Source organism: bacterium (assembly GCA_016786595.1).
Lineage (GTDB): Bacteria > Bdellovibrionota_C > UBA2361 > SZUA-149 > JAEUWB01 > JAEUWB01.
In genome coordinates this window covers 63974-88809 of the sequence record JAEUWB010000054.1, presented here as the reverse complement: position 1 = coordinate 88809, position 24836 = coordinate 63974, and the positions used below count along the sequence as shown (strand labels likewise).

Genomic DNA, 24836 nt, shown 5'->3' with positions numbered 1-24836 from the left:
AATGCACGTATTAATTATCTGCCAAAATTAGGCAGTTAGTGCCTATTCGAGAACATTTTTAGTTGACCTCCTTCCTCAAACTTGGGACGAGATTTGAATTAGGGTTTATTTATGATATATTCACTGCTTATTTCTTAAGCTCTCTTACAATCAGGCCGGGTAGAAAAGTAACTTTTATGGTGAGTCTAAGGTGAAGCAATCCGCTTTAGGCACACCATAAACGTTGTGGTGTTGAAGGAGAGAGTAATGAAAAAGGATAGGAAAAGAAAAATGGATCCCTACGAGAGAGGGATCATTCTCGCCGGTGTGATCGTGTTTGTCATGTGCATGACTGGGGGCGCTTTATGCGCGTATGATCATCGCACGCATGATCATAGCAACGGCATCCGGGGGGACCAAAAAATGGATGCTGGAATTCATTCGTGAGAAGGGAGTTTTGGCGGTTACATTGAAATATATGCAACCGCCAGCTTTCTCAACTGTTTTTGATAGTGTTTTCCACCACAACGTTTAGGTGCTTTCTTCTCAGCGAGCTAGATTATTTTCTAATTACTTCAGCAGTTAAAGATTAAAAGAGCGAAGCATCGATTCAGATTAACCTGTGTTCAAAACCAGAAGATTAATCCGCATCGATGCTTCAAAGTGAATCTCAACGTCGAGCACTAAGCCTTCGTGCGAATTTCGATTGTTCTACAGATTTTTTGCACTGCTAGCTTACAAGCTTCCGCAGACCCTTCGAGGGGGTTCCCGTCGGCATCACGAGTCGGTGCGAGAATCATGATCCAGGCGGACTCTCCTCCGCAGTGGATTGCGATAATCTCCGTGCTCGCTGATCCATTCTCGTTTGTTGTTGTAAACGTAAGCTGTGCTCCAGTATGGCCAGACGATAATCTCAAGGCTTTATAGCTATGGGTTAGTTTAGTCCCTTTCCCCGTTGATGTTGACTTGAGAAGTAGCGTCCTGAGCATCTCTGGCACTTCTGTCTTAGTCGCATTTCGCAATTCGGGGACATCGGCCGTCGCGTAGTGCATCGTATAGAATTTGGTTTCAATTGTATCGAGCGATTGCGTCGAAAGATTGATTCCAAAACCAACAATGTCTTCAGGCTGATCGATCACAATGTCGTAATCCGTTCCACTGATGGTCATGCGACCATCAGCATCCGTGAGGATCTGCGCATCTTCAGCGGCGATGCTCTCGAGATCTTGACTCGTTTCATGCCCACGCGGTTCGGGCATGATTGCTGCTTCTGGAGATTGCCTGTTGACGGTGTGGCGATTTGCATTGTCGAGAGGTGTCGTGTGCTTACAAGATATCAGCACGATTGCTAAGAGTAGCCAGATCAGGCGGCTAAATACTTCCTTGTTCATTTCCATTAACCTTCCTTAGAACCAAATGCTTCGGCTCCACTGACCAGCTGAGTCAATGGAACCGAGAAAAATGATTTTTACCCGAAAAATTAATGTGAGCAGGTGGTTATAGCATGCGGAGTTATGCTGTAAAGATCTAAAACAATCGTCGAGACTGTTGCGAATGGAGCCAGTTTAATTCTTGATTTAGTTATGTTAGGTTACGCTTTCATTTTTCTTCGAAGTAGCTGCATTCAGTCTAGTTTTTTATGCAATACTTTTGTTCTCTAAAATATAAATCTGAGTAGTAATTTACAGACTCTCCTACTTGAAGTCAGATCTTCAGGTAGGAGGGAAAGTAGCAATTAAAGGTTTTTTTCTCGATCGAGTTCGCAGGAACTCACTTAGCTCATCGTCGCTTCGTTAGAAGCAAAGTCCACAAAATTTTCGTATAGAAATAGACGGAGGAATAAATTGAAGATAGATCTCAAGAGAGACACAAATCAGGCCTTAGGTTTAGGGCAGTTCGCAGTTGATTTCATCGTTAACGGTGAGGGGAAACCCAGTGACGCGGTACTTAACCGCACCCGGCAGTTTTTCGTAGACGCAACTGTTTGCGGTATTTCTGCGCTAGCGCATAAAACAAGTGCGCCGTTGACATTGCAGAAGCAAGCTTTGCAGTATCCCATGGGCAAGGGGGGTGCGACACTTCTCGGTTCAATCCTTACTCATCATCCACGATACGTCGCTATGGCTGTTGCTTCAGCTGTTCGCGAGTGGGATTCCAACGGCACAAACTTCGGGTACAACCCTGAACTAGATCGAATGGCTGGGGAATTCGGTCACAACGACTATTACGGGTTTGTTGTCGCTGCCTGTCAGAAAATGGGCCATGCTGGAGCGACAGCGCTCTTGGCCATGGTTTGTTTGGATGAAATCCGCGGCAGGTTGGCCGAGTCTTTCAGCCTCAAAGACTGTAAGATCGATCACGTGCTACACGGAGCCATCGCGACAGCGGCTGTTTGGGGAGCGCTTTGCGGCGCAACTCCAGAGCAGATCGAATGTGCCATTGGGATGACTGTTGCTCATGCAACGCCTTGGCGTGCAATTCGCGCTGGAAAGCAACTTTCAGATTCGAAAGGTGCCTCAGCTGCGATTTCTGCTGGAATGGCTGTGGAGTTCATGGAACTCTGCATGCTCAATGCTGGTCCGCACGAAGGCTTTGTTGGCCCGCGTGACATTTTCCGTAACCCCGAAGCGCCGTTTAGGCTGTTTGAAGGGCCCGGGCAGATGTTTGCGAAAGTCGGGTCAGATCCGGCGCAGGCAGATACAGAAAAGCGCTACGAGTCGCCGTTTGATCTAACCCTGACCATGGCAGGAGATGATTTCGCTGTGATGGGTATGCACTTCAAACTCGGACTCTACGAGCACCAGTCGGCAGGAGCAATTCAGGCCGTCACGGAAATGCTTGCAGCGCATCCAGAGCTTATCGCTGACCCGGAGGCAATCGCCGCCGTGCTGATCCGGGCTTACGAGCCGGCCTTTGGTATCATCGGGAATCCTGAAAAAATGGACCCGAAGACGCGTCAAAGCGCCGATCATTCGATGGCCTATATCGTTGCCAGCGTGATTCTCAAGGCGCAGCAATGCGCTGCAGATGGTAGGCCCATAACCTGGGCAAATTTGATGCTTCTGCCCGAGGATTACTCCTACGAGGCGCTTCAAGATCCAGCACGACGGGCGATCATGGCCAAGATTATGTTCGAGCACGGTGGCCCAGAATACGACGCGAAGTATCCGGAAGGAATTCCGACTTCAGTCGTGATTACGGGGGGAGATCAACAAAAACACGACAGTGGACTGGTGATGTTTCCCATTGGTCATGCGCGAAATCCCGAGGAAGGAGAGCGCGATGACTTACTCGAAGACAAATGGGCTAAGCTCTTGCTGCCGGTCTTTGAGCACGATGCGGTCGTGCGCCGCACGATCGAAATGCTCATGGGAATAGGCGCGTTTTCGGCAGCTGAACTTCTGGGAATCTACAACTTCCAGATACGATTGCTTCCGCCAATTGACCTTCCCCAGCGGGCCTAAGTTCCGGTCAGGCCCAATAAATACGAAGGGCTCCACGATGGAGCCCTTCGTTATTTTGTTTTTGAAATTAAGCTAAGGTTAAGATGCTATTTTCCCTCAGTGTTATCTTCCAGGGCTATACTGCCTTGCGGAAATTAATCATCCTCTTCTTCTTCCTCGTCTTCATCTAATTCGAGGTCTTCCTCATCTTCATCGATGTCAATATCTTCATCGTCGTCATAGTCTTCGTCTTCATCAGCTGCTTCTTCTGTTTCTTCGTCAAAGGCAGAAGGGTCAAGAGTTTCTAGCGCTTCAGAGAGTAATGAAAGCATTGTTGCAAAAGTTGAAGTTGAAGCGTCTTGCTCTTCAAGCGCTGTTTCGATTGCAGTTTCTAATGTTTCAGTCATCGCGCTTTGAAACGCGTCTGCATCGTCAGAAAATTTAGTCTCCATATCTGACTCAAGTCCAACGTAAGCTTCAATTAAATCAGCCAAGGCTTGGTCAAGTTTTGTGTAAGCACTACTCATGTGTTATCTGTCTCCTAGTCTTTTGACAAACGTATCGGGGAGCAAACATATCGGAAGTGGTATTACAGTCAACTGCTTTTTGGAGATTTAGGAAAAATTCATTTTTAGAGCGGATTCCATGGAAAAAATTACTGAAATAAAACAAAACCAGGCTAAAATATTAGCCTCAGCCCTTGCTTTTTTATTGGTTTTTTGCACTAGCGCTTGTGCGCTAAAGCCCAAGGCAATTAGTAACAAGCTGGCAACGACGAATCATGTTACTAGAATTCTTGTTGCACCATTTCGTCCAGCGACAAGTCTTCCGATTGCCTCCGAGACATTGGACCGCGCGACGCAAAAGGCTTACTCCCTACTTGAATCCTCAGGCCGGTTTATTCCTGTGAGTTCAAAAGCATCAGCCAGTGGTGGAGTCTCAGCACCAAGTGGCTTAATTGATTATTTTGCAGATCAAGCTAGCAAACTAGGTGCAGACGCAGCGCTTGTCGGCTTAGTTGAAAAAGAAACTACACGTGTTGGTAAAAGCTATGGTGCCGAACGTGTCGCTGCTGTGCGGGCACGGCTTTATTTAGTCGATGCTCAAAGTAAAACTGTCTTATGGACGTCGACGATTGATCGGGTCGACACGGCTGTTTCGGAAAATCTTTTTGCAATCGGTGAGAAGGCTAAATCCGGATTTGGCTTTAAAACCTCATCTGAATTACTAGAAAGCAGCCTAGCAGAAGCCCTAGAAAATCTTAAAAATCAAGCTTCTTCTTAATTAAAGATTGCAAAATCGATAGATTTTACTGGCGGCTCTGCCAAGGAATTATTAAAATTCCAACGAGATCGGCAGGGTCTCTTAAAGCAGTAAAATCTATGGCTCCATCTCGTAAAAAACAGTCTCTTTTTGCCTCTAGTATTGCCTGGGAAGTAATTGCACTAGGCATCGGTGTCGTTGCACTCTTTTTGAGCTTGGCGCTGATTTCTTTTTATTTCTCAAGGCATACTTTTTACGGCTATCAGATCCCGCAACTGATGGGGCGAGTTGGTGCATTCGTCGCAGCGTCACTTGATGCTACCATTGGCTATGGGTCGATTTTTATTGCGCTTGGGTTTTGGTCACTCGTTGATGCGGCAATTGATAAATATCGAGAACCGCAAGACGAATTACTGCTCTCCTTTAGGCGGCGCTTTTCGCTCTGGTCAATTTTAAGTCTAACGATTAGTGTTATTGCTGGTGCATTTCTCGCACAGGGCGGTTTTTTAGGAAACTATTTTGCAGGCTTATTTGTGCCTGCGTTTGAAACCACAGGGGTTGCACTAATTTTCGGGACAATCACTGCCTACACACTTTTTACTTTAATCCGGCCACGTCTAAATTTTGAATCTGCAGAGGAAGCAGAGGACTCGTTTGGAGAAACGAGCTTATTTGCTGATGCAACTTATTTTACCTGGGAAAGCTTGCGCTTCGTCTGGAAATGCTTTTGGGGGATTTTTCGTTCAATCGGTAACTCCGTAAGTTTTCTGTTGTCACGCGAGACAAGTCAGTTAGAGCCTGTTGACTGGCACTTTGGAGATGCAGCAATCGATGCCAAAGTTGCTCCAAGTATTAAGATCAAAAAACGTAGCAACGCAGATGAATTTGATGATCAGCAAGACTTTGATTGGGACGCTGACGAAGATGCTCCTCCGATTAAAGTTTCCAGGCACTATGCTGCAGAGATTCAACAAAAGACAACAAAATCTAAGGCACTTCTCAAGAAAAAGCCACCGCTAAAGTCTAAACTTAAAGCCACCACTAAGGATGTGAAAGCACGTACTGTCAGTTACGCTAATTATTCAGCACCGAGTTTGGATTTGTTAACCGGCGCGATCGAGCATAGTGAAGGTCCAAGCGATGAGGAGTTAATGCGTAATTCTAAGCGCTTGGAAAAAGCACTGCAAGATTTTAAAATCGGCGGACGCATTATCGAGGTGCAGCCCGGACCAGTGATTACGCTCTATGAGTTTGAGCCTGCTCCAGGAGTAAAAGTTCAGCGTGTCATTAACGTTGCCGATGATTTAGCTTTAGCTCTGCGTGCACCAAGTGTGAGAATTTACGCACCAGTTCCAGGGAAAAGCACAGTCGGGATTGAAGTCCCGAATTCAAGTCGCGACATTGTGAGGCTTAAGGAAGTGCTGGCAAGTGATGATTTTCAAAGTTCCGAATCGCTGCTTACGCTTGCGTTGGGCAAAGACACATTTGGCAATCCCTACGTTGCAGATTTGTCGCGCATGCCGCATCTCTTAATTGCTGGCGCGACTGGAACTGGTAAGTCAGTTTGCTTAAACGCTATGCTTTTAAGTTTGCTCTATCGCAATAGCCCGCGCGATATGAAATTGATCATGATCGATCCGAAGATGCTGGAATTGAGCTTGTATGAGGGCATAGCCCATTTAAAAGCTCCGGTGGTGACAAATCCCAAGCGTGCGCGAGGGGTCCTTTGGTGGGCAGTTGAAGAAATGGACCGGCGTTATGCTTTAATGAAAGAAATGGGCGTCAGGAATTTAGCTGGCTACAATAAACTTGCACTCGGTAATGATGCTCCGGATGAAAGTGCTGAGCCCGATGACAGTTCAATTATTAATCTAACTGAGAATGAAGTTTTAGAAAGTAGTGCGGGGCTCCTAGGTGCTGCAGAATTACCGAGCACGGGTAAAGTAAAGCTCACTAGTCCAGGCGCGCAAATCTTAGAGCCACTTCCGCGAATTGTGATTGTTGTCGATGAATTAGCAGATTTAATGTTGACTGTAGGGCGTGAAGTCGAAGAGCTTTTTACGCGCCTAGCGCAAAAAGCGCGCGCTGCTGGGATTCACTTGATTCTTGCAACGCAGCGTCCCAGCGTGAATGTGATTACTGGCCTAATTAAGGCAAACTTCCCTGCGCGAATTTCTTTCAAAGTCGCGACAAAAATAGATTCACGCACTGTGCTTGATACATCGGGTTCGGAACAACTGCTCGGAGAGGGTGACATGCTCTTTCTTTCGCCAATTACTGGACGGATGAAGCGTTTGCACGGGGCCTTTGTTTCTGATGAAGAAGTGCAGCAAGTAGTGCAATTCGTTAAATCTCAAGGTGCTCCAGACTACGATCCGGCAATTGATGCGATGATTAAGCGCATTGAAGAAAGTGAAAGTGGTGGAGGTTCATTTGGAGGAGAAGGGGAGTCGGAAGAATTTGACCCGCTTTATGATAAAGCTGTGCAGCTTGTCGTAGAAAAAGGCATGGCTTCGACGTCCCTAGTTCAGCGCGTTTTTCGTATTGGCTATAACCGTGCGGCGCGCATTATCGAAAGCATGGAGCGTGAGGGTGTGGTTGGTCCAGCTGATGGCGCAAAGCCGCGTCAGGTTTTTGTGGCTAATCGGGAGTAGTGCGCAGGTGTTCCCTGTGTTGTATTTCTCGAGCCGAGCCCTCCGCCGAAGGCAAGGAAGCAATCTGTTCATTTGGCAAATCAGCTGTCATTACGAACGAAGTGAAGTAATCTGTTCACTTATTATAAAAAATATTATCTGCCGGTTAACAGATTGCCACGGCTACTTCGTAGCCTCGCAATGACACGAAACTATTGCTATCCTTCGATTAATTTTACCTACCTTCGAACTTAATCAAAGTTTCCCAGATTGGATCTTGAGCCATTCAAGCAGAGCCTGCTCTAGAAATACCCCGTCAACTGCAAGATTGCTTTATTAGTTTTTAGATTATCCCCACTGACAGGATCGACCTCGAGGCGACTGTAGGCAATTTGTGCTTTAAGGTTATGTTTCGACCAGTAGTGGTTCAAACCCAAAGTTAATTCCTGAATATCATCTTTTCCAGCGCAGCGACCAATTGCTTGACCGTCATCGCACTGAACTATTCCATAACGACCAGCTAGTTCCCACACTGCAGGGACAACAAAGTAACCGGCTTGGGCATAGACACCAAGTGGGTTGGCTTCGGCCGCGCTATCTGAACTAAAGTCGCTCCAGAAAATCTCACTGGCAACACTTAAGCCCTGGTGCTTGAAGGTGATATCTGCGTTGATTGTGCTGAGATCGTTTCCAACCAAGCCACCAGGTCCAGTCGGTCCATCGAGATCATTACTGGCATCCGCAAAAGCATAGGCAATCCCGGTCGAAAGCGCAGCTTCGGGGGTCGTAGTTACATCGCCTTCCTCGAAAGCATTCATTTTGCCGAAGGCGTTCCAGCGCGCGGAAAGCATTGCTGATACTTCCGTGTCTAGACCCTCACGGTTAATTCCTTCGCCATCACTGCGGCCGTTAAAGGCAGCTGCACTGAGCTTGAATCGGCCATCAGCGAGGTCTTTTGTAGTAGCTAAGCCCTGATTTCTACCTTGTGAGAAGTAGTCGGAGACAAAAGACCGATCGGGAAATTGGAGCAGAGCATCCGAGGTATTAAATTGTCTGGAAAGCAATGTCTTGAATTGTCCTATTTTAAATTCAGCAATGTTCTCAGGCTTCCAGGCGAGATAGGCATTGAGTAAGGAAAGATCATTTACGAAATCATTTTCGACTTGATAAGAAAAATCATTTTGAAATGTGCCCGATAAAATCAGTCGCGCACGCTTGATTTGGAAACTATTGCTCTCGGCGCCACCGTCAGTATCTGTAAAGTCATAGCGTGGCTGGATCAGCATGTTTATTTTTGTCGTAAACCCGGCTTCAGGAAATTCTAAGCGAGTGCCGTCGTTCCAGTAAAATTTTGCATCCTCGGCGCTCGCCGAAAGGGGGAGCATGATCAGCCAAATTGCCATTAAATTGCAGAATTTCATAATAAATCTCCTATAAATGACCTGGAAGTCTTTTATCACGCTAACTGAATTCTAACAATAGCTCGATGTTAACGTAATTTCTGCACTGCTTATTACGTGCTAAAGGACTTAGCCACAAGAGTTAGAAAATTATGAGTAGTTATAAAATCCTGATTATTGACGACGAAGAAGATATTTCAGAGCTTGTTAGATATAATCTCTCGCAAATAGAAAAATACGAAATTCAGTGTGCAGCAAGCGGCGAGCAAGGCCTTGAGCTTGCGCGAAAAACAAAACCCGATCTGGTCTTACTTGACTTAATGCTTCCCGGTATTAATGGTTTGGAAGTTTGTCAAACCCTTAAGCAACGTGCAGAAACAAGAGACATTCGTATTATTATGCTTACTGCTAAAGGTGAGGAAGCCGATATTCTCCTGGGGTTCGAGCTTGGGGCAGATGATTACATCACCAAGCCATTTAGTCCCAAAGTGCTGATCGCTCGAGTTGATAGTGTATTGCGCCGGAGCAGTGCCATTACAGTTGATGTTAGCCAAGTTGTTGAAGTCGAAGATTTAGTGATTGATCCAGTGCGCTTTGAAGTCAGCTCGAATTCCGGCAAAATTGAGATTACGGCAACAGAATTCAAGACTTTACATTTGCTTGCACAAAATCGTGGCCGAGTATTTACTCGTCAAAATATTGTGCATTCCGTTCATGGCAGTAACTATCCAGTTACCGATCGATCGGTTGATGTGCAGATTGTTGGACTACGTAAAAAACTCGGTAAATATGGTGACTTGATTGAGACTGTGCGGGGGATTGGCTATAAGTTTAAAGAGCTTCCCTAGAGCGTTTCACCTTTTGGCGTAGCAATAAGCTGATGATCAAAGATCTACTTCGCCGTTCTCAACATCGAGTCATTGCGACATTAATTAGCTATATTCAGCAAATTGGAAAGGGCGATTTTCGTCCTAATTTTGTGGCTGTTACTCGAGACAGCGACTCGACTTTAGTGCCCTTGATTGATGCACTCGAGGAGATGCGTAAGAACTTAAGTAGCACGTATCATAACCTTACTCTGCGAGGTGCGGAATATGAAACGCTACTTAGTAGTATGCAGCAAGGTGTAATCGCAGTTGATGCTGAGGAGCGAATTATTAAGCTCAACAGTGCTGCAGCACGATTTTTAAATTTAACTGACATGCATGCCCGTGGCAGAAGTATTGTTGAAGCCTTTCACCATGCGGGACTTGAACGCTTTGTGCGAGCAGTGCTTAAGTCCAATAGTTTTTCGGAAACAGAGTTAGTTTTTGTGATGCAAGAACGTGAATTTATTGTGCAAGCGTCTGCGCAGCCACTTGCCCTCGACAATTCAGGCAAACGCGGCGCAGTCGTAGTGCTGCATGATATCTCTCGACTTAAGCGCTTGGAGGAGTTACGTAAGGAATTTGTATCGAATGTTTCACATGAATTAAAAACTCCGATTACTTCAATCAAGGGTAGCGTCGAGACGCTGCTTGACGGAGCTTACCGCAACCCGGCCGATGCGCTTAAATTTCTAGAAATGATTGCGCGGCACACTGATCGACTCGATAAATTAATCGAGAGCATTTTGTCACTGGCGCGTCTTGAGAGCGAAGCTAAAGTCGATGCGCATAATTTTGAAGAGTTTAAAATTGACGATATTTTTCAGTCGGTGCAACAGATCTGCCGTGATCGAGCACTGGCACGGGGTATTCAGCTTGAGCTGACTTGTCCGCCAGAACTTATGCTGCAAGCTGACCGCATGCTAGTCGAGCAGGCGCTAGTGAACCTTGTCAATAATGCTATCGATTATAGCGACCCACGGGGGGTAATTCAGCTTCTAGCTATTAGTGAAGACGATGAAATTATTCTGAGCGTCAAAGACAATGGAATTGGTATCGAATCTAAGCATTTACCACGAATTTTTGAACGGTTTTATCGGGTAGATCAGGCTCGAGACAGAAAAAGTGGAGGAACCGGTTTGGGTTTGGCAATAGTCAAGCATATCTGTCAGGTTCATGGCGGCTACCCAAGTGTTGAAAGCGTTCCTGGTAAGGGCAGCACTTTCAAAATACACATGCCCAGGCACTACTTCTAGAACAATTCACTATTTACTAGATAGAATTGTGAACTGCTCTAACATGTGCATAACGCAGGTAATTACCTGTTAGTAATATGCTAAAATTAATCTAAGTTAAATTCCTAACCAAATTCTAACATTAACAACTGTCGTTTTATCTAACTTAAAAGTGTATTACAGCTGCGTTAATAACTTCTTCTAGGAGATATTCTATGAAGCGAAATTCATTGGCATTAGTTGGTTTGTCAGCGTTCTTAGTCGCCGGCACATCATTTGCAGAAACACTAAGCGGGACAATTAAAGTTGACGGTTCGAGCACAGTCTACCCAATTACTGAAGCTGTAGCTGAAGAGTTTGGTTCTACCCATCCAGATGTCAAAGTAACAGTTGGTATCTCTGGAACTGGTGGGGGATTTAAGAAATTCTGCGCTGGCGAAACTGACATTTCCGATGCTTCTCGTCCAATTAAGGCAGCTGAAATTGAACTCTGTAAGAAAAATGGAATCGAATATATTGAACTCCCAATCGCATATGATGCGCTGACAGTAGTAGTCAACCCGCTCAATACTTGGGCTAAGACCATGACAACTGCTGAGCTTAAAAAAATGTGGGAGCCAGAAGCGCAAGGCAAAATCACGAAGTGGAGCGATGTTAATCCAGCCTGGCCCGCAACTCCGCTTAAGCTTTTTGGTGCTGGAGTTGATTCAGGAACATATGACTACTTTACTGAAGCCGTAATGGGCAAAGAAGACGCAAGTCGCGGCGACTATACCAGCAGTGAGGACGACAACGTGTTAGTGCAGGGTGTAACGAGTGACAAGAATGCGCTGGGCTTTTTTGGCGTTGCTTATTATCAGGAAAATAAGAGCAAACTTACTGCTGTATCGATTGATGACTTAAATCCAAATAATGGCGAAGGCGCGCAATTGCCTACGATTGAGAATGTACTGAAGGGAGTATATCAACCTTTAGCGCGTCCATTGTTTATTTATGTCAGCAAAAAAGCGGCTGATAAGCCTGAAGTGAAGCAATTTGTTTCCTTCTATATTAAACAGGGCGAGAGCTTGACTAAAGAAGTCGGCTACGTGCCGTTACAATCTAAGGTTTATGAAATGGCACATTCACGTTTCGATGGCCGGGTTGTTGGTTCCTTATTTGAAAAAGGCTCGTTCATTGGTATGACCCTTGAACAGCTTATGTCGAAAGAAACAGCTAAGGGATAAACGCGACATTGGATACTAGAGTAGTTAAAGAGAAACTCATTCATTTCTGTCTTGGAACTTGTGGATGCGTTTCAATTTTGACTACTCTAGGTATTGTCCTGATCCTTGTAACGGAGGCATGGGGGTTTTTCCAACATGTCTCCCTTGTCGAATTTTTGACTGATACTGAATGGACTCCGCTTTTTGCCGATAAGCACTTTGGTATTCTTCCGCTAATCTCTGGGACAATTATCACCTCATTAATTGCACTCTCCGTAGCAATCCCGTTAGGATTGATAATCGCAATTTATTTAAGTGAATTTGCTTCTGAGCGTGTGCGTAAAACACTTAAGCCGATGCTTGAAATTTTAGCAGGCATTCCAACAATTGTTTTTGGTTATTTTGCCTTGCTCTCAGTAACGCCGTTTCTGCAGAAGTTTATTCCAGAGCTGACTAGCTTTAATGCCCTTGGTGCAGGCATTGTGATGGGTTTTATGATTCTGCCGATGGTTGCGTCCCTTAGCGAAGATGCGCTTTTTGTTGTGCCTGCAAGCTTACGGGAAGGTGCCTATGCGCTTGGTGCATCTAAGCTACAAATGATTTTTTCAGTGCTTGTGCCTGCAGCGCTCGGTGGAATTACTGCAGCATTTATCATTGCAGTCTCTCGTGCAGTTGGCGAGACGATGATTGTTGCTATCGCTGCCGGACAGGAGCCAATTTTTACACTTAATCCGCTGCGCTCAATGGAGACAATGACAGCTTATATTGTGCAAGTCTCTCTCGGCGATACTCCACACGGCACTTTAGAGTATCAAACGATATTTGCAGTTGGCTTGATGCTTTTTATCATCACACTAGTTCTTAACTTTATTAGCATTACGCTGCGCGAGCGCTACAAAAGGTCTTTTCAATAATCTTTACAATGATTTTCTCCGGCCAAAAAATTTCAGTTGCAGAGCTTGTTTTCAAGTTGATTGCGATCCTGGCAATTGTCTTGGCCCTTGGTGTGCTTTTAGCCTTGATCTATGATGTGCTTAGTTCTGGGTTCGGGCGACTGAGCTATAAGTTTCTAAGCTCTTTTCCTTCGCGTTTTGCTGAGAAAGCGGGTATTCTGTCAGCCTTGGCAGGGAGTTTTTATTTGATGATTTTGACGGCAGCAATTGCTGTGCCGGTTGGTGTCTCTGCCGCGATTTACCTTGAAGAGTATGCAGGGAAGAACTGGTTTACGCGATTAATTGAATTAAATATTGCAAATTTAGCAGGTGTGCCCTCAATTATTTACGGCCTTCTTGGGCTGCAGCTTTTTGCTCGCTACGCTGGGCTCGGTAGAAGCTTAATTGCAGGGGCGTTAACGCTTTCACTCTTAGTGCTACCGGTGATTATCATCGCGACACGCGAGGCCTTGCGCACAGTGCCAAAATCAATTCGCGAAGGATCGCTTGCGCTTGGTGCAACCAAGTGGCAGACAATTTGGTGTCAGGTTTTGCCCGTTGCTTTACCGGGGATTTTAACTGGCTGCATTCTTTCCATGTCGCGTGCGATTGGCGAGACCGCTCCACTAGTAACGCTTGGTGCGCTGACTTATGTAGCCTTTGTGCCGGACGGTTTGACCTCGGCATTTACCGCACTGCCGATTCAAATCTTCAACTGGACCTCACGTCCGCAGGAAGCTTTTCACGCAAATGCTGCAGCAGGAATCCTTGTATTATTAATAGTATTGTTGTGTATGAACTCCTTTGCTATTTGGCTTCGTGCTCGGTTTCAGAAGAAGCTGAGATAGGTGTATGTTAAACGTAGTTATGAAAGCTGATTATAATGATGAACCGATAAGTCCGATTACCCAAGTTCTCGATAGTACAACGGTTGCGGTAAAAGATCTGAATTTTTTCTACGGAAAAACTCAAGCTCTATTTAACATCTCACTTGATGTCGTCGAGAAAAAAGTTCTTGCCCTAATTGGTCCATCGGGATGTGGAAAGTCTACGTTCTTACGCTGCTTAAATCGCATGAACGATTTAATCGGCAACACCAGCATCAGTGGGGACGTGCGAGTAACTGGCGAAGACATTTATTGCTCAAGTGTGGACCTGATAGCGCTACGTAAGAAAGTTGGAATGGTGTTCCAACGCTCTAATCCGTTTCCAAAAAGTATTTTTGAAAATATTGCTTACGGCCCAAAGCTGCATGGCACAAAAGACCGTGCGGTGCTAAGTGAGATTGTGCAGCGCAGCTTGGAGCGCGCAGATTTGTGGAATGAAGTTAAGCATCGTCTCGACGATAGCGCCTTAGATCTTTCTGGCGGTCAGCAGCAGCGCCTTTGTATTGCCCGCGCACTTGCAGTCAATCCGCAGATTCTATTAATGGACGAGCCAGCTTCTGCGCTAGACCCGCGTTCAACAGCAAGAATTGAAGATCTGATTGGTGAATTGGGTAAGGAACTGACAATTATTATTGTCACGCATAACATGCAGCAAGCTGCTCGCGTATCGTATTTTACCGCCTTTTTTTATGAAGGGCAGCTGGTTGAGCATGGCTTAACTAAGCAGATTTTTACTAACCCTAAAGAAAAACAAACAGAAGATTACGTAACTGGTCGATTTGGGTGATTTAATTCATGTCTAAGGTGTTATTTACGGAAATAGATCGAGTAAAGCGCGAGCTTTTAAGTCTAAGCGCTTTAGTTGAGGAGAATGTGCATTTCGCTGTCAAAGCAGTCGCAGACCGCAAGGCACAGCTTGCTCAGCAAGTGCTAGCAACTGATAATGAAATTGATTCGATTGAGGTGCGCATCGAAGAAGAGTGCTTAAAGTTATTGGCTTTGCACCAGCCAGTTGCCTTAGATTTGCGTTTAATTATTGCTGTTTTAAAAATTAATAACGACTTAGAGCGTATTGGTGATCTAGCGAAAAATGTCGCCGAGAGAGCTATTGCACTTGCGCAAGTCCCCGTCATTTCCTCGCCCTTCGATTTTCAAGAAATGGCCAACAAAACTCGCAATATGTTACGTAAAAGTTTACAGGCTTTTATCGAATTGGATGCGACTTTGGCGCGCGAAGTGCATGCTGCTGACGATGCAATTGATACGATTAATCGTAGTGCTTACTCAGGAATCGCCCAAGAAATCCAAAAGAACCCGGCAAACGCCGAGACACTGATGCTTTATCTTTCTGTTTCGAGAAACCTAGAGCGTATTGCTGATCACACGACTAACATCGCCGAAGACGTGATTTACCTGGTTGAGGGTGAGATCGTCAGGCACTGGCGTAGGACTGGGGATAATAAAAAACATTAGGGAGGTGCTCTGCAGCGGCCCGATCTTGGTCGATTTGTTTGCAACGGGAGATTGCTGCGCTGCTCATTTATTACAATAAACTCCGCTGCTCACAATTCCCGTTCCAAGTAAATCGCCTCAACCTCGGACCGCTGCAACACCTCCCGTTCTCACAAATCAACAATAAAAAACCAGGCTAGCGTGATGCGCGTTAACTAGCCTGGTTCATTATATGCGAAAGGATAACGTTTAGAGATATGCCGCAACTTGAAGCTGTGCTTTTAGCGTATCAGTGTCTTCTCCAAGTCCATCATCAAATTCTCTAGAAATCCAAGTTACTCCAGCTTGGACCTTAAGATTGTGTCCGTTGATGTAGTGTGCAACTTGAGCTGTGTATTCCATTTGTTCGCAGTATGAGCTTGAGCATTCGTCAAGATCAATCATGCCGAACCGTCCAGCAACCTCCCATTCTTTTGGAACGAAAAAGTAACCAGCTTGAGCATAGAATCCGAAGTTTCCTTGTTCATCTCCACCTTCTGGTTCGAATGAATCATAGAAGACTTCGCCCTGAGCAGAGAAGCCATTGCTTCGAAACCCGATGTCACCAGCTACGCCGTATTGATCAAAATCCGTAGCTAGATCTTCTGCTGTTTTAGCACCTTGGCCATAATGCGCGCTTACGCCAATGCCCAATGCAGCTTCTTGCGTGTCTACTGGGTCACCTTCAAATGAGCGGTCATATGTGCCGATCAAGCTAGCATCTGCCTGGATAAAACCTTGTAGATCGCTATCTACTCCGGCGCTATTTATGCCTTCGCCTGTTGAGTTACCGTTAAATACAGCGACTTGATATCCACCCATTTCATGCTTGCCAACAAAGCCCGCGCCCTGTCTGCGGTCGAAAGTAAAGAAGTTAGAAACGGCTGAACGATCGACGAACTGCAATTTTGTACTTGAATTCATAAATTGGCGACCATGTGGCGTTTTGTATTGCCCCATTTTTACGCCAAGATCTTCCGCAAGGTTCCACTGTAAAAATGCATCGCGTAAGCCTTCTGCTTTTGTGAAGTCATTGGAAACTGCAAAATCTAATTTTTTATCTAAAGTGCTGCCTTTAAACTCAAGACGTGCTGTGCGGACAGAGAAGCTATTGGTATCTTCACCACCATCGTTGTCAGTATATTCAAAGCGCTCTTGTAGACGAATATTCATTTTGAGCTTCATATCTCCAAGCTCAAATGTCGTTCCGTCTTTATAGTAAACCTTATCTTCAGCTAAGCTCAGGCTTGGCGCTGACATGGATAATGCCAGTACAGTTGCCGTCGCTAATAAAGTTGCTTTTGAGTTACGCATAGCGGCTCCTTTTTTAAGTTATTAACTCGAGACCATTCAATCTAGGGGGAAGCGCTGATTAAGCCCGATCTTGGCTCAACCTAGAACTGAGTCAAAGGCTTCCCTTGAAAGGTTTCTAGCACTCACTAGACAATTTAGAATCAGCAATAAGTAGCGCTAACAAAATTCTAACAATTGAATGCGGGGATGAAATGTTAGAATTTTAACAATTTGAAACTCCATCCTGGATACTTAGATAAGAAATTTATCCGTGGCATTGGGCAAAAAGACTGTCCGTTAGAAGTGAATATCGTGGCAGGTTCAGGGTTGTGGGGAAATTAAAACAGCAGGAACTTTACTGAGGCCCGACAACGTAACGCACTTAAGTGTAACAGCCCTAACTTATTCTCAGAAATGAATTTAAAAGACAGTTTTTTTTGCAGGATGCAACGGATAATTCTCTCAAAGAATGCGAAAAATGCTCAATTTCGACACTTTTGATGTCAAATATATGATTAATTCGGCGATCTGTGTGGTTATATTCTTGAGAAAAGCGCTTAGTTTTAGTATGAGATGGCACTTTACTTCGTCTTAGAATGGCTATGCATAGAACTAAAACTAATAAAACTTGGCGCGCGTTTTCTATTTTCTTGATTGGCTTTTTCGCAAATTCCGCTTTGGCTATCGCTGAGGGACTTTTTGTTTGCCAGCCCGGTGTAAAGCCAAAAGTCCCCGCAGATATAATCGAGACTATCGATGCAAACTATCGCGGGCTTAATTCCTTAACTGCGAAATTTACACAAGTCTCAACTTTCATATCGCTGGCTGAAGAAGAAACAAGTCGCGGGGAAGTGCGCTTTAAGAAACCCGGATACATGGATTGGAAATATCAAAGCCCACGCGAACAGCGCTTTGTGGCTGATGGCAATCTGCTTTATTTCCATGAACCAAAGGCAAATCAAGTCACAATCGCTGACTTTAAAAATGCTTTTACTTCCGACTTACCCGTTTCCTTTCTCCTTGGCGTGGGCAAACTTTCCGAGAACTTTTCCTTTCTCGATGCTTGCCTGAGCGATCAGGGGTTAGTCCTCCAACTAAAGGCAAAAAATTCTGATGCAGGGTTCCAGGCTTTCAGTTTAGTAGTTGATGCTAAAACTTATGCACCACTTGGTGCGCATCTGATTGATGTAGGCGGGAATGAAACAAATATTTTACTTGAGACAATTAAACATGACGACAACATTCCTGCGACAAGCTTTGCTTTTGAAATTCCAAAAGGCACTGATGTGATCGATCGTCGTAAAACCGCAAGCGCACTACCTGTCGCGGCAACACGCCCAATCCAGGAAACTAATCTTTAGCCCCGGCCGAACTTATGCCTTTACCAATTTACCCTGAATCAACTTGTTCCAGTGCAGACCAGACACAGCCAAGTGGCACTGTCACCAAGAAAGCTGCACCATTCCAAGGCAATGTTGCGTTTGTTACCTTAGGTTGCGCCAAGAACTTAGTCGACTCAGAAGTGATGCTTGGGGTGCTGCTCGATCAAGGTTATCGCGCAGTTGAAAATCCTGAACAGGCTGATGTGATTGTTGTGAATACTTGCGCCTTTTTACAGTCCGCCGTTGAAGAAGGTATTGATAAAATTTTGGAAATGGCAGCCTACAAGAAATCAGCCCGCTGTCGTAAGCTGATTGTTGCTGGTTGTATGGTTGAGCGTTATCGCCAACAATTGCAAGCCGAGATTCCCGAGGTTGATCGTTTTGTTTCAACCGATGAATTATTGAAGATTGGTGAAGAGGGTTCGACTACAGCGGAATGCTTTGATCAGGCGCGCCGGCCATATTTTCTCTATGATGAAACTATGCCGCGTGCTCTTTCTACAGGCAAACATTCTGCTTTTATAAAAATTTCTGAAGGTTGTAATCGTCCGTGCGCTTTTTGCATTATCCCAAAAATCCGTGGCGGATTACGTTCACGTCAGCAAAGTTCGATTTTATCGGAATTTAAACTGCTCTTAGATCATGGAGTTAAAGAATTTAATCTTGTGGCTCAAGATTTAACTGCCTATGGCACGGATTTCCCAGGAAACCGTGGGATTAAATCTGAACTAGCTGATTTACTCAGTAATATCGATCAAATCAGTCAGGACGATTTCTGGGTGCGACTCTTTTATGCTTACCCGGTAGGTACAAATCAAGAACTAATACGTCAAATTATTGCTTCGCAAAAAATCTGCAATTATTTAGATATTCCACTACAGCATGTCAGTAATAGTGTCTTGAAAAGTATGCGCCGGCCGCTTGGTGAAAAGGGAACGCGAGCTTTGATTGAAAGTATTCGTGAGGCTGCACCGGACTTGGCAATACGGACAACTTTTATTCTCGGCTTTCCCGGTGAAACCGAGGCTGATGTAGAAATGCTCGAAGAATTTGTCAGTGCCGGGCACTTTACTCATGTCGGAGCTTTTACTTATTCTCAGGAAGAAGAAGCGGATTCGTTTACTTATCCTGAGCAAGTGCCAGATCAAGTCAAAGAGGCGCGCCGCGCACGAATCATGGCAGCGCAAAAAAAAGTGGTCGACCAGCGACTGGCTAAATTAGTTGGCTCAGAAATGAAGGTCTTAGTTGATGGATTTCATCCTGATACAGAGCTACTACTCTCGGCTCGAACCGAGTGGCAAGGTCCGGAGACAGATGGCCAAGTAATTATTAATGACGTCCCTGAGGAGTTTGCCAATCAACTCAGCGATTTACAGGGGAAGTTTGTGCGCGTGAAAATTACCGAAGTTAAGGACTTTGATTTGATCGCCACTTTAATTAGCTAGCCTTGAAGCCTGAAAGAGCTTGCTTAAAAGCGTAGAAAATTTCGTACTCTGCTTGTTGGCCTGACGCTTTAAATATTCTGCTAGGGCTGATTGTTTCTTTTGGTCATTTTTGTTTTTTTCATAAGGCACAGGACGTGCATGCTGTAATAACCCACGGCGAATGTGTTCTTTGAGTAATAGCTGATCCGCACGCGTGCCGCCAAGTTCAAGTGTTCTTGGATTAAGCGGAATGCTAACATCGGTTAATGTCTGTAATTGCAAATTGCTTTGGTCGGTTTTTGCACTGCCCAAAAACTTTTGTGCAATGTCATCAATCTGGAAACCAAAAGCTTTGATATTTTCCACGAGCGTGTCTTTGGCTTGCAGCGGCTGTGTGCCGACATGTTCATTCCAAAGTTTCTTAGAGAAAGGCGCGATTTTCTGTTGCTCAGCATCAATTCCCAAGATATTCAGCGCAAGCTTAGCGAGGTTAGAAGTGAGTGTTCCATCAAGTTTGTGAAACAGATTTGGCAAGATTGCCAAGCGGGAGTTTTCTGTTAGCTGAGAGCTTACGCCAAAGCCCAATTGATTAAGGCTGCGCAGTTGGGCAAGTCCGAAATCAGTACGCACCCCCGCCGTAGGCATAAAAAGCTGCCCAAAATTGTTAAAAGACACAGGTTTTGCCCCCATAATTAGTGATGGTTGGAGACCAGATGCCGTAGTTGAAGGCAAAACCTGGGTCGAAATTTTATTTACTGTTTGATCTATCATTCTGATCTATAATTCGGCCGTTTTCAGGAGTTTGTTGCGTAGCAAAAGTATTTTTCTGGGTCTAACTATGAAAATATCTGATTTTATTACAGTTTTTCGCTTAATTGTTTTAGCTGGGACGCTACTCAGTATCTCAGCCTGTACGCCAGTAAAGGGCTATGAGGGTCCGGAGTTACCCGAAGAACAAATCGCGCTAGTTAAGACAAAATACGAAGGTGGCGATGCGGTTGATTTTTATCAGCGCGCAGTAGACGGTATCGCCTTTAAAAATTCTGGCATCCAAGTGCTGCCCGGTAAGCATAGCTTTAAGCTTTCGATTGATGTGAATGAAGAGCCCTACGATTGTGAGGGTTACGGTAAATTAGACTATTACAGCTACCAGTCATGTCAACAAAAATATTATCAAGACAAAGGTCCGCCCTGTGATTGTTACGATTATTTATCAATTTATAAAAAATGTTGGTATCGAGCCCACGGGGGGAGTTGTCAGGGCACTTTTCATACTCGAGCAGGGCAAAAATATGAAATCATTGTCAACGGTGTAGCCGACACAGCAAATGTGATGGTCAAAGAAGTCGGTAACTATGAACCCGCCGGAGATGGTGATTGCAATGTTGGGGCAGGTCGCACGGAAAGCCGAGAAGACTATCAGGGAACGGGTCGATCGACTGCATACTCTAATGGTGTTTATAGTTGCGACTAATTTAATAAAGCAAACTCATGTTTGAGACTTCAAGTAAAGCGTTTCCAGTAAAAGATTATTACATCTTTTTAAATAGCTGCGGGGTTTCGCCGCTGCATCAAGCTGCTCTCGAAGCGTTAATTGAGTCCGTGCAGCGCCAAGCATTGCACGGAATTAAGGCGTTTGAGGGCTATCATGAACTACTGCGCTCAATTCACACTGAGCTTGGAAAAATTTTACAAGCAAATCCAAGCGACATTTCAATCCTACGTAATACCGCAGAGTGTTTGAGTGTAGTTGCGCAAGGATTAGTTGCGGCGCAGGCCCTTGTCGCAGGTGATGAAGTTGTGACTTACGAGCATGAGTACCCATCTAATTTTTATCCTTGGAAATATTTGGAACGGAATGGCATTGTCTTGAAAATTATTCCGGACCTGCGGATTGACCCACAACGCCCACATTCGTTTAGTTATCAGTCGGTAGTTCAGGCACTCACAGCTAAAACAAAATTACTGGCACTCAGTCATGTGCAATTTACTAGTGGCTTTGCTTGCGACATTGCGCGTATTGCAGAGCTTTGTGCGGAGCGCGGAATTGATTTTGTAGTTGATGCGGCACAAAGCCTAGGGGCCTTGCCGATTTACCCTGAAGCGCTGAAAATCTCAGCGATAGCCGCACCTTCGTCGAAGTGGCTTATTGGGCCGAGCTCGCTAGCGCTACTTTATACTAGTCCAAAATTTCGCCAAAAACTTGCGCCAGTTTTAACTGGGCAAGATATGATGAAACAGGGAGTGGATTATTTAAATCTGACACTTGACCCACATCCCGACGGTAGAATGTTTGAATATAGCACGATTGCGCCAGCTGAGTTGCATGGATTTGAGGTTACGCTCAAGCAGATTTTTTCAGGCCAGAAAATGGAGGCAATTCGCGATAGGATTTTTAGTCTACAAGACAAATTTTTAACTGTTGTTGACCGTAAATTTTATCAACCAGTTTTATTCCCCGACAAAATTAATCGCTCCGGAATTCTTTCATTTGTAACTAAAACGGACCCGGTGGAGTTGATGAAGGAAATTATTAAGCGCGGTGTGTTTGTTTCTTCTCGTGGTGGATATCTACGCTTTGCGCCTCAAATGTATATTACCGAGGAAGAGGTAATTCGGGCCGGGCAGGTTTGGAATGAAGCGGCATTTGCCTCGTGCTAAACTTGCTGGTTTTGGTCGAATAAAAATCGAATAAGAAGAGGGGAGTTCAGCATGGATCTCCCTAAAGTGAAAATTGGAGCGGTCTACTTAACTGCTTCTTCCACCTCTTCCCAATCCTGAGGACAACACTCCCATTCTCCTGTTATGAACATGGTGAAGCTTTTCCTTAGGTAATCGTAGCTGATGTGACACAAAGTGCTTTCGGCACTGGTCGAGTCTACCTCGATTAGCTTGAAAGCAAAGTGATAGACACAAAGAGCGAGTGCTTTTTCTCCGTTGGTCCATCCACGAGTTGACAATCCGATGGACGAGGTGAGTGAACTCACCCAGTCACACCACGCGGTATAATTGTCGTTTGTGCTTAGGGCGCTAGGTCCGTTGCTGGATTTGTTTTCACGTGCGCATGTATTTAGCAAGTCGTATGTTGCTGTATGCACGATCGCGTCAAGTAATGCCGCGATTGATCCGAATGTTCTTGTGATTATCATCGTTACTCCTTGTCAGGACTAAAACACTTCGAGAAGAAATAGCATTAGTCCTCACAAGTGAGAGTTGGAGTAAGTGTATTATAAAGTAATAACTTAAAAACCTTAATCCACGCTGACTTCCCTCAAGGCAAAGACAATCTGCATTGAGGAAAGCTATACTCGATATTTAATTTAAATCTGAGAAAGAACAAAAATTCAGTATTTGTTATGGTCGATCTACTCTAAGCTGTGCCTTTACTTCTTAATTTATAGCATAAGCGGTTGAACTTCCTAAAGATTATCGCAAATGCGAACTCTTTTAAATCCCTCTGGTCTAACTAATTAAGCAAGGCTAAGAGGGTTAGGTGCAGGATCTAACGCCTCAGGAAGAAAGAGAACTTATTCAGCGCATTCTTGCAGGTGCCACGGACGAATTTCGCCTGATTGTCCTTAAATATCAAGAGCTGATTGTGAATCTAATTTTTAGACAAACTGGAGACCGCGACGTAGCTAATGATTTAGCCCAAGAAACCTTTATAAAAGTTTTTAAAGGCCTGAGTCGGTTTCGCGGCGAAGCGGCACTTAAAACCTGGATCACCAGGATTGCAATTAATACCTGTAATACTTATTTTAGATCACGCGCTTATCGCGAGAGTCGCTTAAGAACTGCTAATCTAGCGGCAATTGAAGCTACGGCACGTAGCACTTCAAATCCTGCTCAGGACCTGGAGTTAAGCCAGTTACAGCATGCAATCGCCACTTTAAATCCAATTTTTCGCGAAGTTTTAGTGCTTTGCGGAATTGAACAACGTAGTTATGAGGAAGTCTCAAAAATCTTAAATATCCCGGTGGGCACAGTCCGTTCACGGCTTAACCGTGCACGGCTATTATTAAGCGCGATAATGTTTGAGGGAAATTAGCTGAACAGGTGAATTGAAACTAATGAAGCACGAAGAGTTTGAAGCAATGATTTTGGATGCACTGGAGGGTGTGCTGGTTGAAGACAGACGCACACTTTTCGAAGCACATCTACAGGCCTGCCCAACTTGTGCTCGGAAATTTACAAATTACCAAAGACTGATTGGACTTGAAGCTCAGCTTGGTGCTGAGGTCAGTACTGTTCATCCTGCCTTCTCAGTCAAGACGATGGATCAAGTTCAAAAACTTGAGGTCGGGTCAATTTTTCCTAAATTCTTAAATTGGAAGACCTTGAGCCTTGCAACTTCAACGCTTGTAGTGGCAACGATTGCACTGCTGGTTGCGCCGAAAAATTATGAACCCGATCAAGTCTTAAACAGCAAAGCAAAGAGCGCTAGTGAAATGAAGGAAAAAGCTCTGGCCGATAAATCCGGGACGAGTCTAACTTCTAGTAAGCAAGTGTCCTCGAGCGCTGGGCAAATGGCGACCGGCGGCAAAGAGCTAGAACGCCAGGCAATAAATCAGCCACTACAAAATCAGGCGCTGCAAGATCAGCGGCAAGAAGGGTCACTGCAAGATCAGTCATCGCGTGACGAAATCTCTGTCCAATCGGCACCGCTTGAAAACGACCTAAGTCAAGCACCTCAAGCGTTTAAGGCTGAGACGGGAAGCAGGGCAGTGCCAGCTACTCCGTCTAGTGTGCTAGCGCAGGTAGAAACTGCAGAACTCGCGCAAGCTGATACCGAGCAAAAAGAAAATCAAATTGGCGCTGCGCAAGCTAAGGCTAGCTCGGAGCTACCGACTCTTCAGGGCACTGTGGCGCCACTTGCTGATAGTAAGAATATCGAGCCTGGTTTTGCAGCAGCTGTCGAGCAAGCTGGCAATCAAGTAGCTGCCCAAGGTCTAAAAAAGCGAGCAAAAGATCAAAGTGCAATGGAGGAACCTGCAGCAGAAAACTTAAGTGCTAAGCTTGACCAACAAGCCCTGATGGAAAATCGAAGCGATCGATTGCAATCATCCAATGCAGGTATCCAGCCCGAAAGGCGTCAGCTAAGAGCACTGACGATTCCAGTGAAGCGAAATTTAATGCATGGCCTTGTTGCTGACGAGTCGAAGTTGGATAATCTAAAAGTTGATTTACTACTTCGCGTGACTGACAATAGAACTCAAGGGTCTGAGCGTAATTTGTTGGTCTTTGCCTTGATTTCTGTAGCTAGATCGGCGCGGGCGGTGTCAGCAAATGCTACAGTTGAGAATATTACTTTTTTAATTAGCCCTGAGGAATTTGCTCAACTGCGCGAGTATCGGCAGATTGAAGTTATAAAGATTAGCCAATCAACGCGCCCCTAAAGCGTTT

Annotated in this window: 21 protein-coding genes; 16 read left to right on the top strand and 5 right to left on the bottom strand. The window is 45.0% G+C overall.

Annotated features, from left to right (window positions below; genetic code table 11):
* Positions 1 to 662: 662 nt before the first annotated feature.
* Positions 663 to 1370: a hypothetical protein gene (locus JNK13_09535; protein MBL7662979.1), complete on the bottom strand. Its 708-nt coding sequence runs from the start codon at positions 1368 to 1370 to the stop codon at positions 663 to 665.
* A gap of 453 nt (positions 1371 to 1823) precedes the next feature.
* Between JNK13_09535 and JNK13_09530 the strand changes: the two genes are divergently transcribed.
* Entirely contained in the window at positions 1824 to 3443 is a 1620-nt protein-coding gene (locus JNK13_09530) for an MmgE/PrpD family protein (GenBank protein ID MBL7662978.1), read from the top strand.
* Positions 3444 to 3577: 134 nt separating this feature from the next.
* On the opposite strand, the gene JNK13_09525 is transcribed toward JNK13_09530, so the two are convergent.
* Positions 3578 to 3949 carry a hypothetical protein gene (locus tag JNK13_09525; GenBank protein ID MBL7662977.1) on the bottom strand — a complete coding sequence of 124 codons (372 nt, stop codon included), beginning with the start codon at positions 3947 to 3949 and terminating at the stop codon, positions 3578 to 3580.
* Positions 3950 to 4067: 118 nt separating this feature from the next.
* On the opposite strand from JNK13_09525, the gene JNK13_09520 reads away from it, so the two are divergent.
* Positions 4068 to 4706, top strand: a complete 639-nt coding sequence (locus tag JNK13_09520; GenBank protein MBL7662976.1) for a hypothetical protein — start codon at positions 4068 to 4070, stop codon at positions 4704 to 4706.
* A gap of 98 nt (positions 4707 to 4804) precedes the next feature.
* Entirely contained in the window at positions 4805 to 7339 is a 2535-nt protein-coding gene (locus JNK13_09515) for a DNA translocase FtsK 4TM domain-containing protein (GenBank protein MBL7662975.1), read from the top strand.
* Between the two features lie 281 nt (positions 7340 to 7620).
* Here the strand turns inward: JNK13_09515 and JNK13_09510 are convergent, their stop codons facing one another.
* Entirely contained in the window at positions 7621 to 8739 is a 1119-nt protein-coding gene (locus tag JNK13_09510) for a hypothetical protein (GenBank protein ID MBL7662974.1), read from the bottom strand.
* A 131-nt stretch (positions 8740 to 8870) separates the two neighbouring features.
* Here JNK13_09510 and JNK13_09505 point away from each other — a divergent pair, with 131 nt between their 5' ends.
* The 7 genes from JNK13_09505 (at position 8871) to phoU (ending at position 15316) form a co-directional block, all read left to right on the top strand.
* The gene (locus tag JNK13_09505) at positions 8871 to 9566 is read left to right on the top strand and encodes a response regulator transcription factor (GenBank protein ID MBL7662973.1); all 696 of its coding nucleotides are present in this window, start codon (positions 8871 to 8873) and stop codon (positions 9564 to 9566) included.
* A gap of 32 nt (positions 9567 to 9598) precedes the next feature.
* Positions 9599 to 10840: a PAS domain-containing protein gene (locus JNK13_09500; GenBank protein ID MBL7662972.1), complete on the top strand. Its 1242-nt coding sequence runs from the start codon at positions 9599 to 9601 to the stop codon at positions 10838 to 10840.
* Between the two features lie 194 nt (positions 10841 to 11034).
* Entirely contained in the window at positions 11035 to 12045 is a 1011-nt protein-coding gene (locus JNK13_09495; protein MBL7662971.1) for a PstS family phosphate ABC transporter substrate-binding protein, read from the top strand.
* Positions 12042 to 12938, top strand: coding sequence for a phosphate ABC transporter permease subunit PstC (pstC, locus tag JNK13_09490; protein ID MBL7662970.1), 897 nt, complete (start codon positions 12042 to 12044; stop codon positions 12936 to 12938). The genes JNK13_09495 and pstC overlap by 4 nt, the downstream gene beginning before the upstream one ends.
* A gap of 8 nt (positions 12939 to 12946) precedes the next feature.
* Positions 12947 to 13804 carry a phosphate ABC transporter permease PstA gene (pstA, locus tag JNK13_09485; protein ID MBL7662969.1) on the top strand — a complete coding sequence of 286 codons (858 nt, stop codon included), beginning with the start codon at positions 12947 to 12949 and terminating at the stop codon, positions 13802 to 13804.
* A 19-nt stretch (positions 13805 to 13823) separates the two neighbouring features.
* Positions 13824 to 14630 (top strand): phosphate ABC transporter ATP-binding protein, encoded by an 807-nt coding sequence (gene pstB, locus JNK13_09480; protein ID MBL7662968.1) that lies wholly within the window; start codon positions 13824 to 13826, stop codon positions 14628 to 14630.
* 8 nt (positions 14631 to 14638) lie between these two features.
* The gene (gene phoU, locus JNK13_09475) at positions 14639 to 15316 is read left to right on the top strand and encodes a phosphate signaling complex protein PhoU (protein ID MBL7662967.1); all 678 of its coding nucleotides are present in this window, start codon (positions 14639 to 14641) and stop codon (positions 15314 to 15316) included.
* Positions 15317 to 15544: 228 nt separating this feature from the next.
* On the opposite strand, the gene JNK13_09470 is transcribed toward phoU, so the two are convergent.
* Positions 15545 to 16648, bottom strand: coding sequence for a hypothetical protein (locus tag JNK13_09470; GenBank protein ID MBL7662966.1), 1104 nt, complete (start codon positions 16646 to 16648; stop codon positions 15545 to 15547).
* A gap of 581 nt (positions 16649 to 17229) precedes the next feature.
* Here JNK13_09470 and lolA point away from each other — a divergent pair.
* The gene (lolA, locus tag JNK13_09465) at positions 17230 to 17988 is read left to right on the top strand and encodes an outer membrane lipoprotein chaperone LolA (GenBank protein ID MBL7662965.1); all 759 of its coding nucleotides are present in this window, start codon (positions 17230 to 17232) and stop codon (positions 17986 to 17988) included.
* A 14-nt stretch (positions 17989 to 18002) separates the two neighbouring features.
* Entirely contained in the window at positions 18003 to 19454 is a 1452-nt protein-coding gene (rimO, locus tag JNK13_09460; protein ID MBL7662964.1) for a 30S ribosomal protein S12 methylthiotransferase RimO, read from the top strand.
* Here the strand turns inward: rimO and JNK13_09455 are convergent.
* The gene (locus JNK13_09455) at positions 19443 to 20204 is read right to left on the bottom strand and encodes a hypothetical protein (protein ID MBL7662963.1); all 762 of its coding nucleotides are present in this window, start codon (positions 20202 to 20204) and stop codon (positions 19443 to 19445) included. The two genes, rimO and JNK13_09455, sit on opposite strands and share 12 nt — an antisense overlap.
* Positions 20205 to 20271: 67 nt before the next feature.
* Here JNK13_09455 and JNK13_09450 point away from each other — a divergent pair, with 67 nt between their 5' ends.
* The 4 genes from JNK13_09450 (at position 20272) to JNK13_09435 (ending at position 24829) form a co-directional block, all read left to right on the top strand.
* Positions 20272 to 20907 carry a hypothetical protein gene (locus tag JNK13_09450; protein ID MBL7662962.1) on the top strand — a complete coding sequence of 212 codons (636 nt, stop codon included), beginning with the start codon at positions 20272 to 20274 and terminating at the stop codon, positions 20905 to 20907.
* Positions 20908 to 20924: 17 nt separating this feature from the next.
* Positions 20925 to 22094 (top strand): aminotransferase class V-fold PLP-dependent enzyme, encoded by a 1170-nt coding sequence (locus tag JNK13_09445; GenBank protein ID MBL7662961.1) that lies wholly within the window; start codon positions 20925 to 20927, stop codon positions 22092 to 22094.
* An 832-nt stretch (positions 22095 to 22926) separates the two neighbouring features.
* Complete coding sequence (locus JNK13_09440; protein MBL7662960.1) at positions 22927 to 23481, top strand: sigma-70 family RNA polymerase sigma factor; 555 nt, start codon at positions 22927 to 22929, stop codon at positions 23479 to 23481.
* Positions 23482 to 23503: 22 nt separating this feature from the next.
* Positions 23504 to 24829: a zf-HC2 domain-containing protein gene (locus JNK13_09435; GenBank protein MBL7662959.1), complete on the top strand. Its 1326-nt coding sequence runs from the start codon at positions 23504 to 23506 to the stop codon at positions 24827 to 24829.
* The last annotated feature ends 7 nt before the right edge of the window (positions 24830 to 24836 follow it).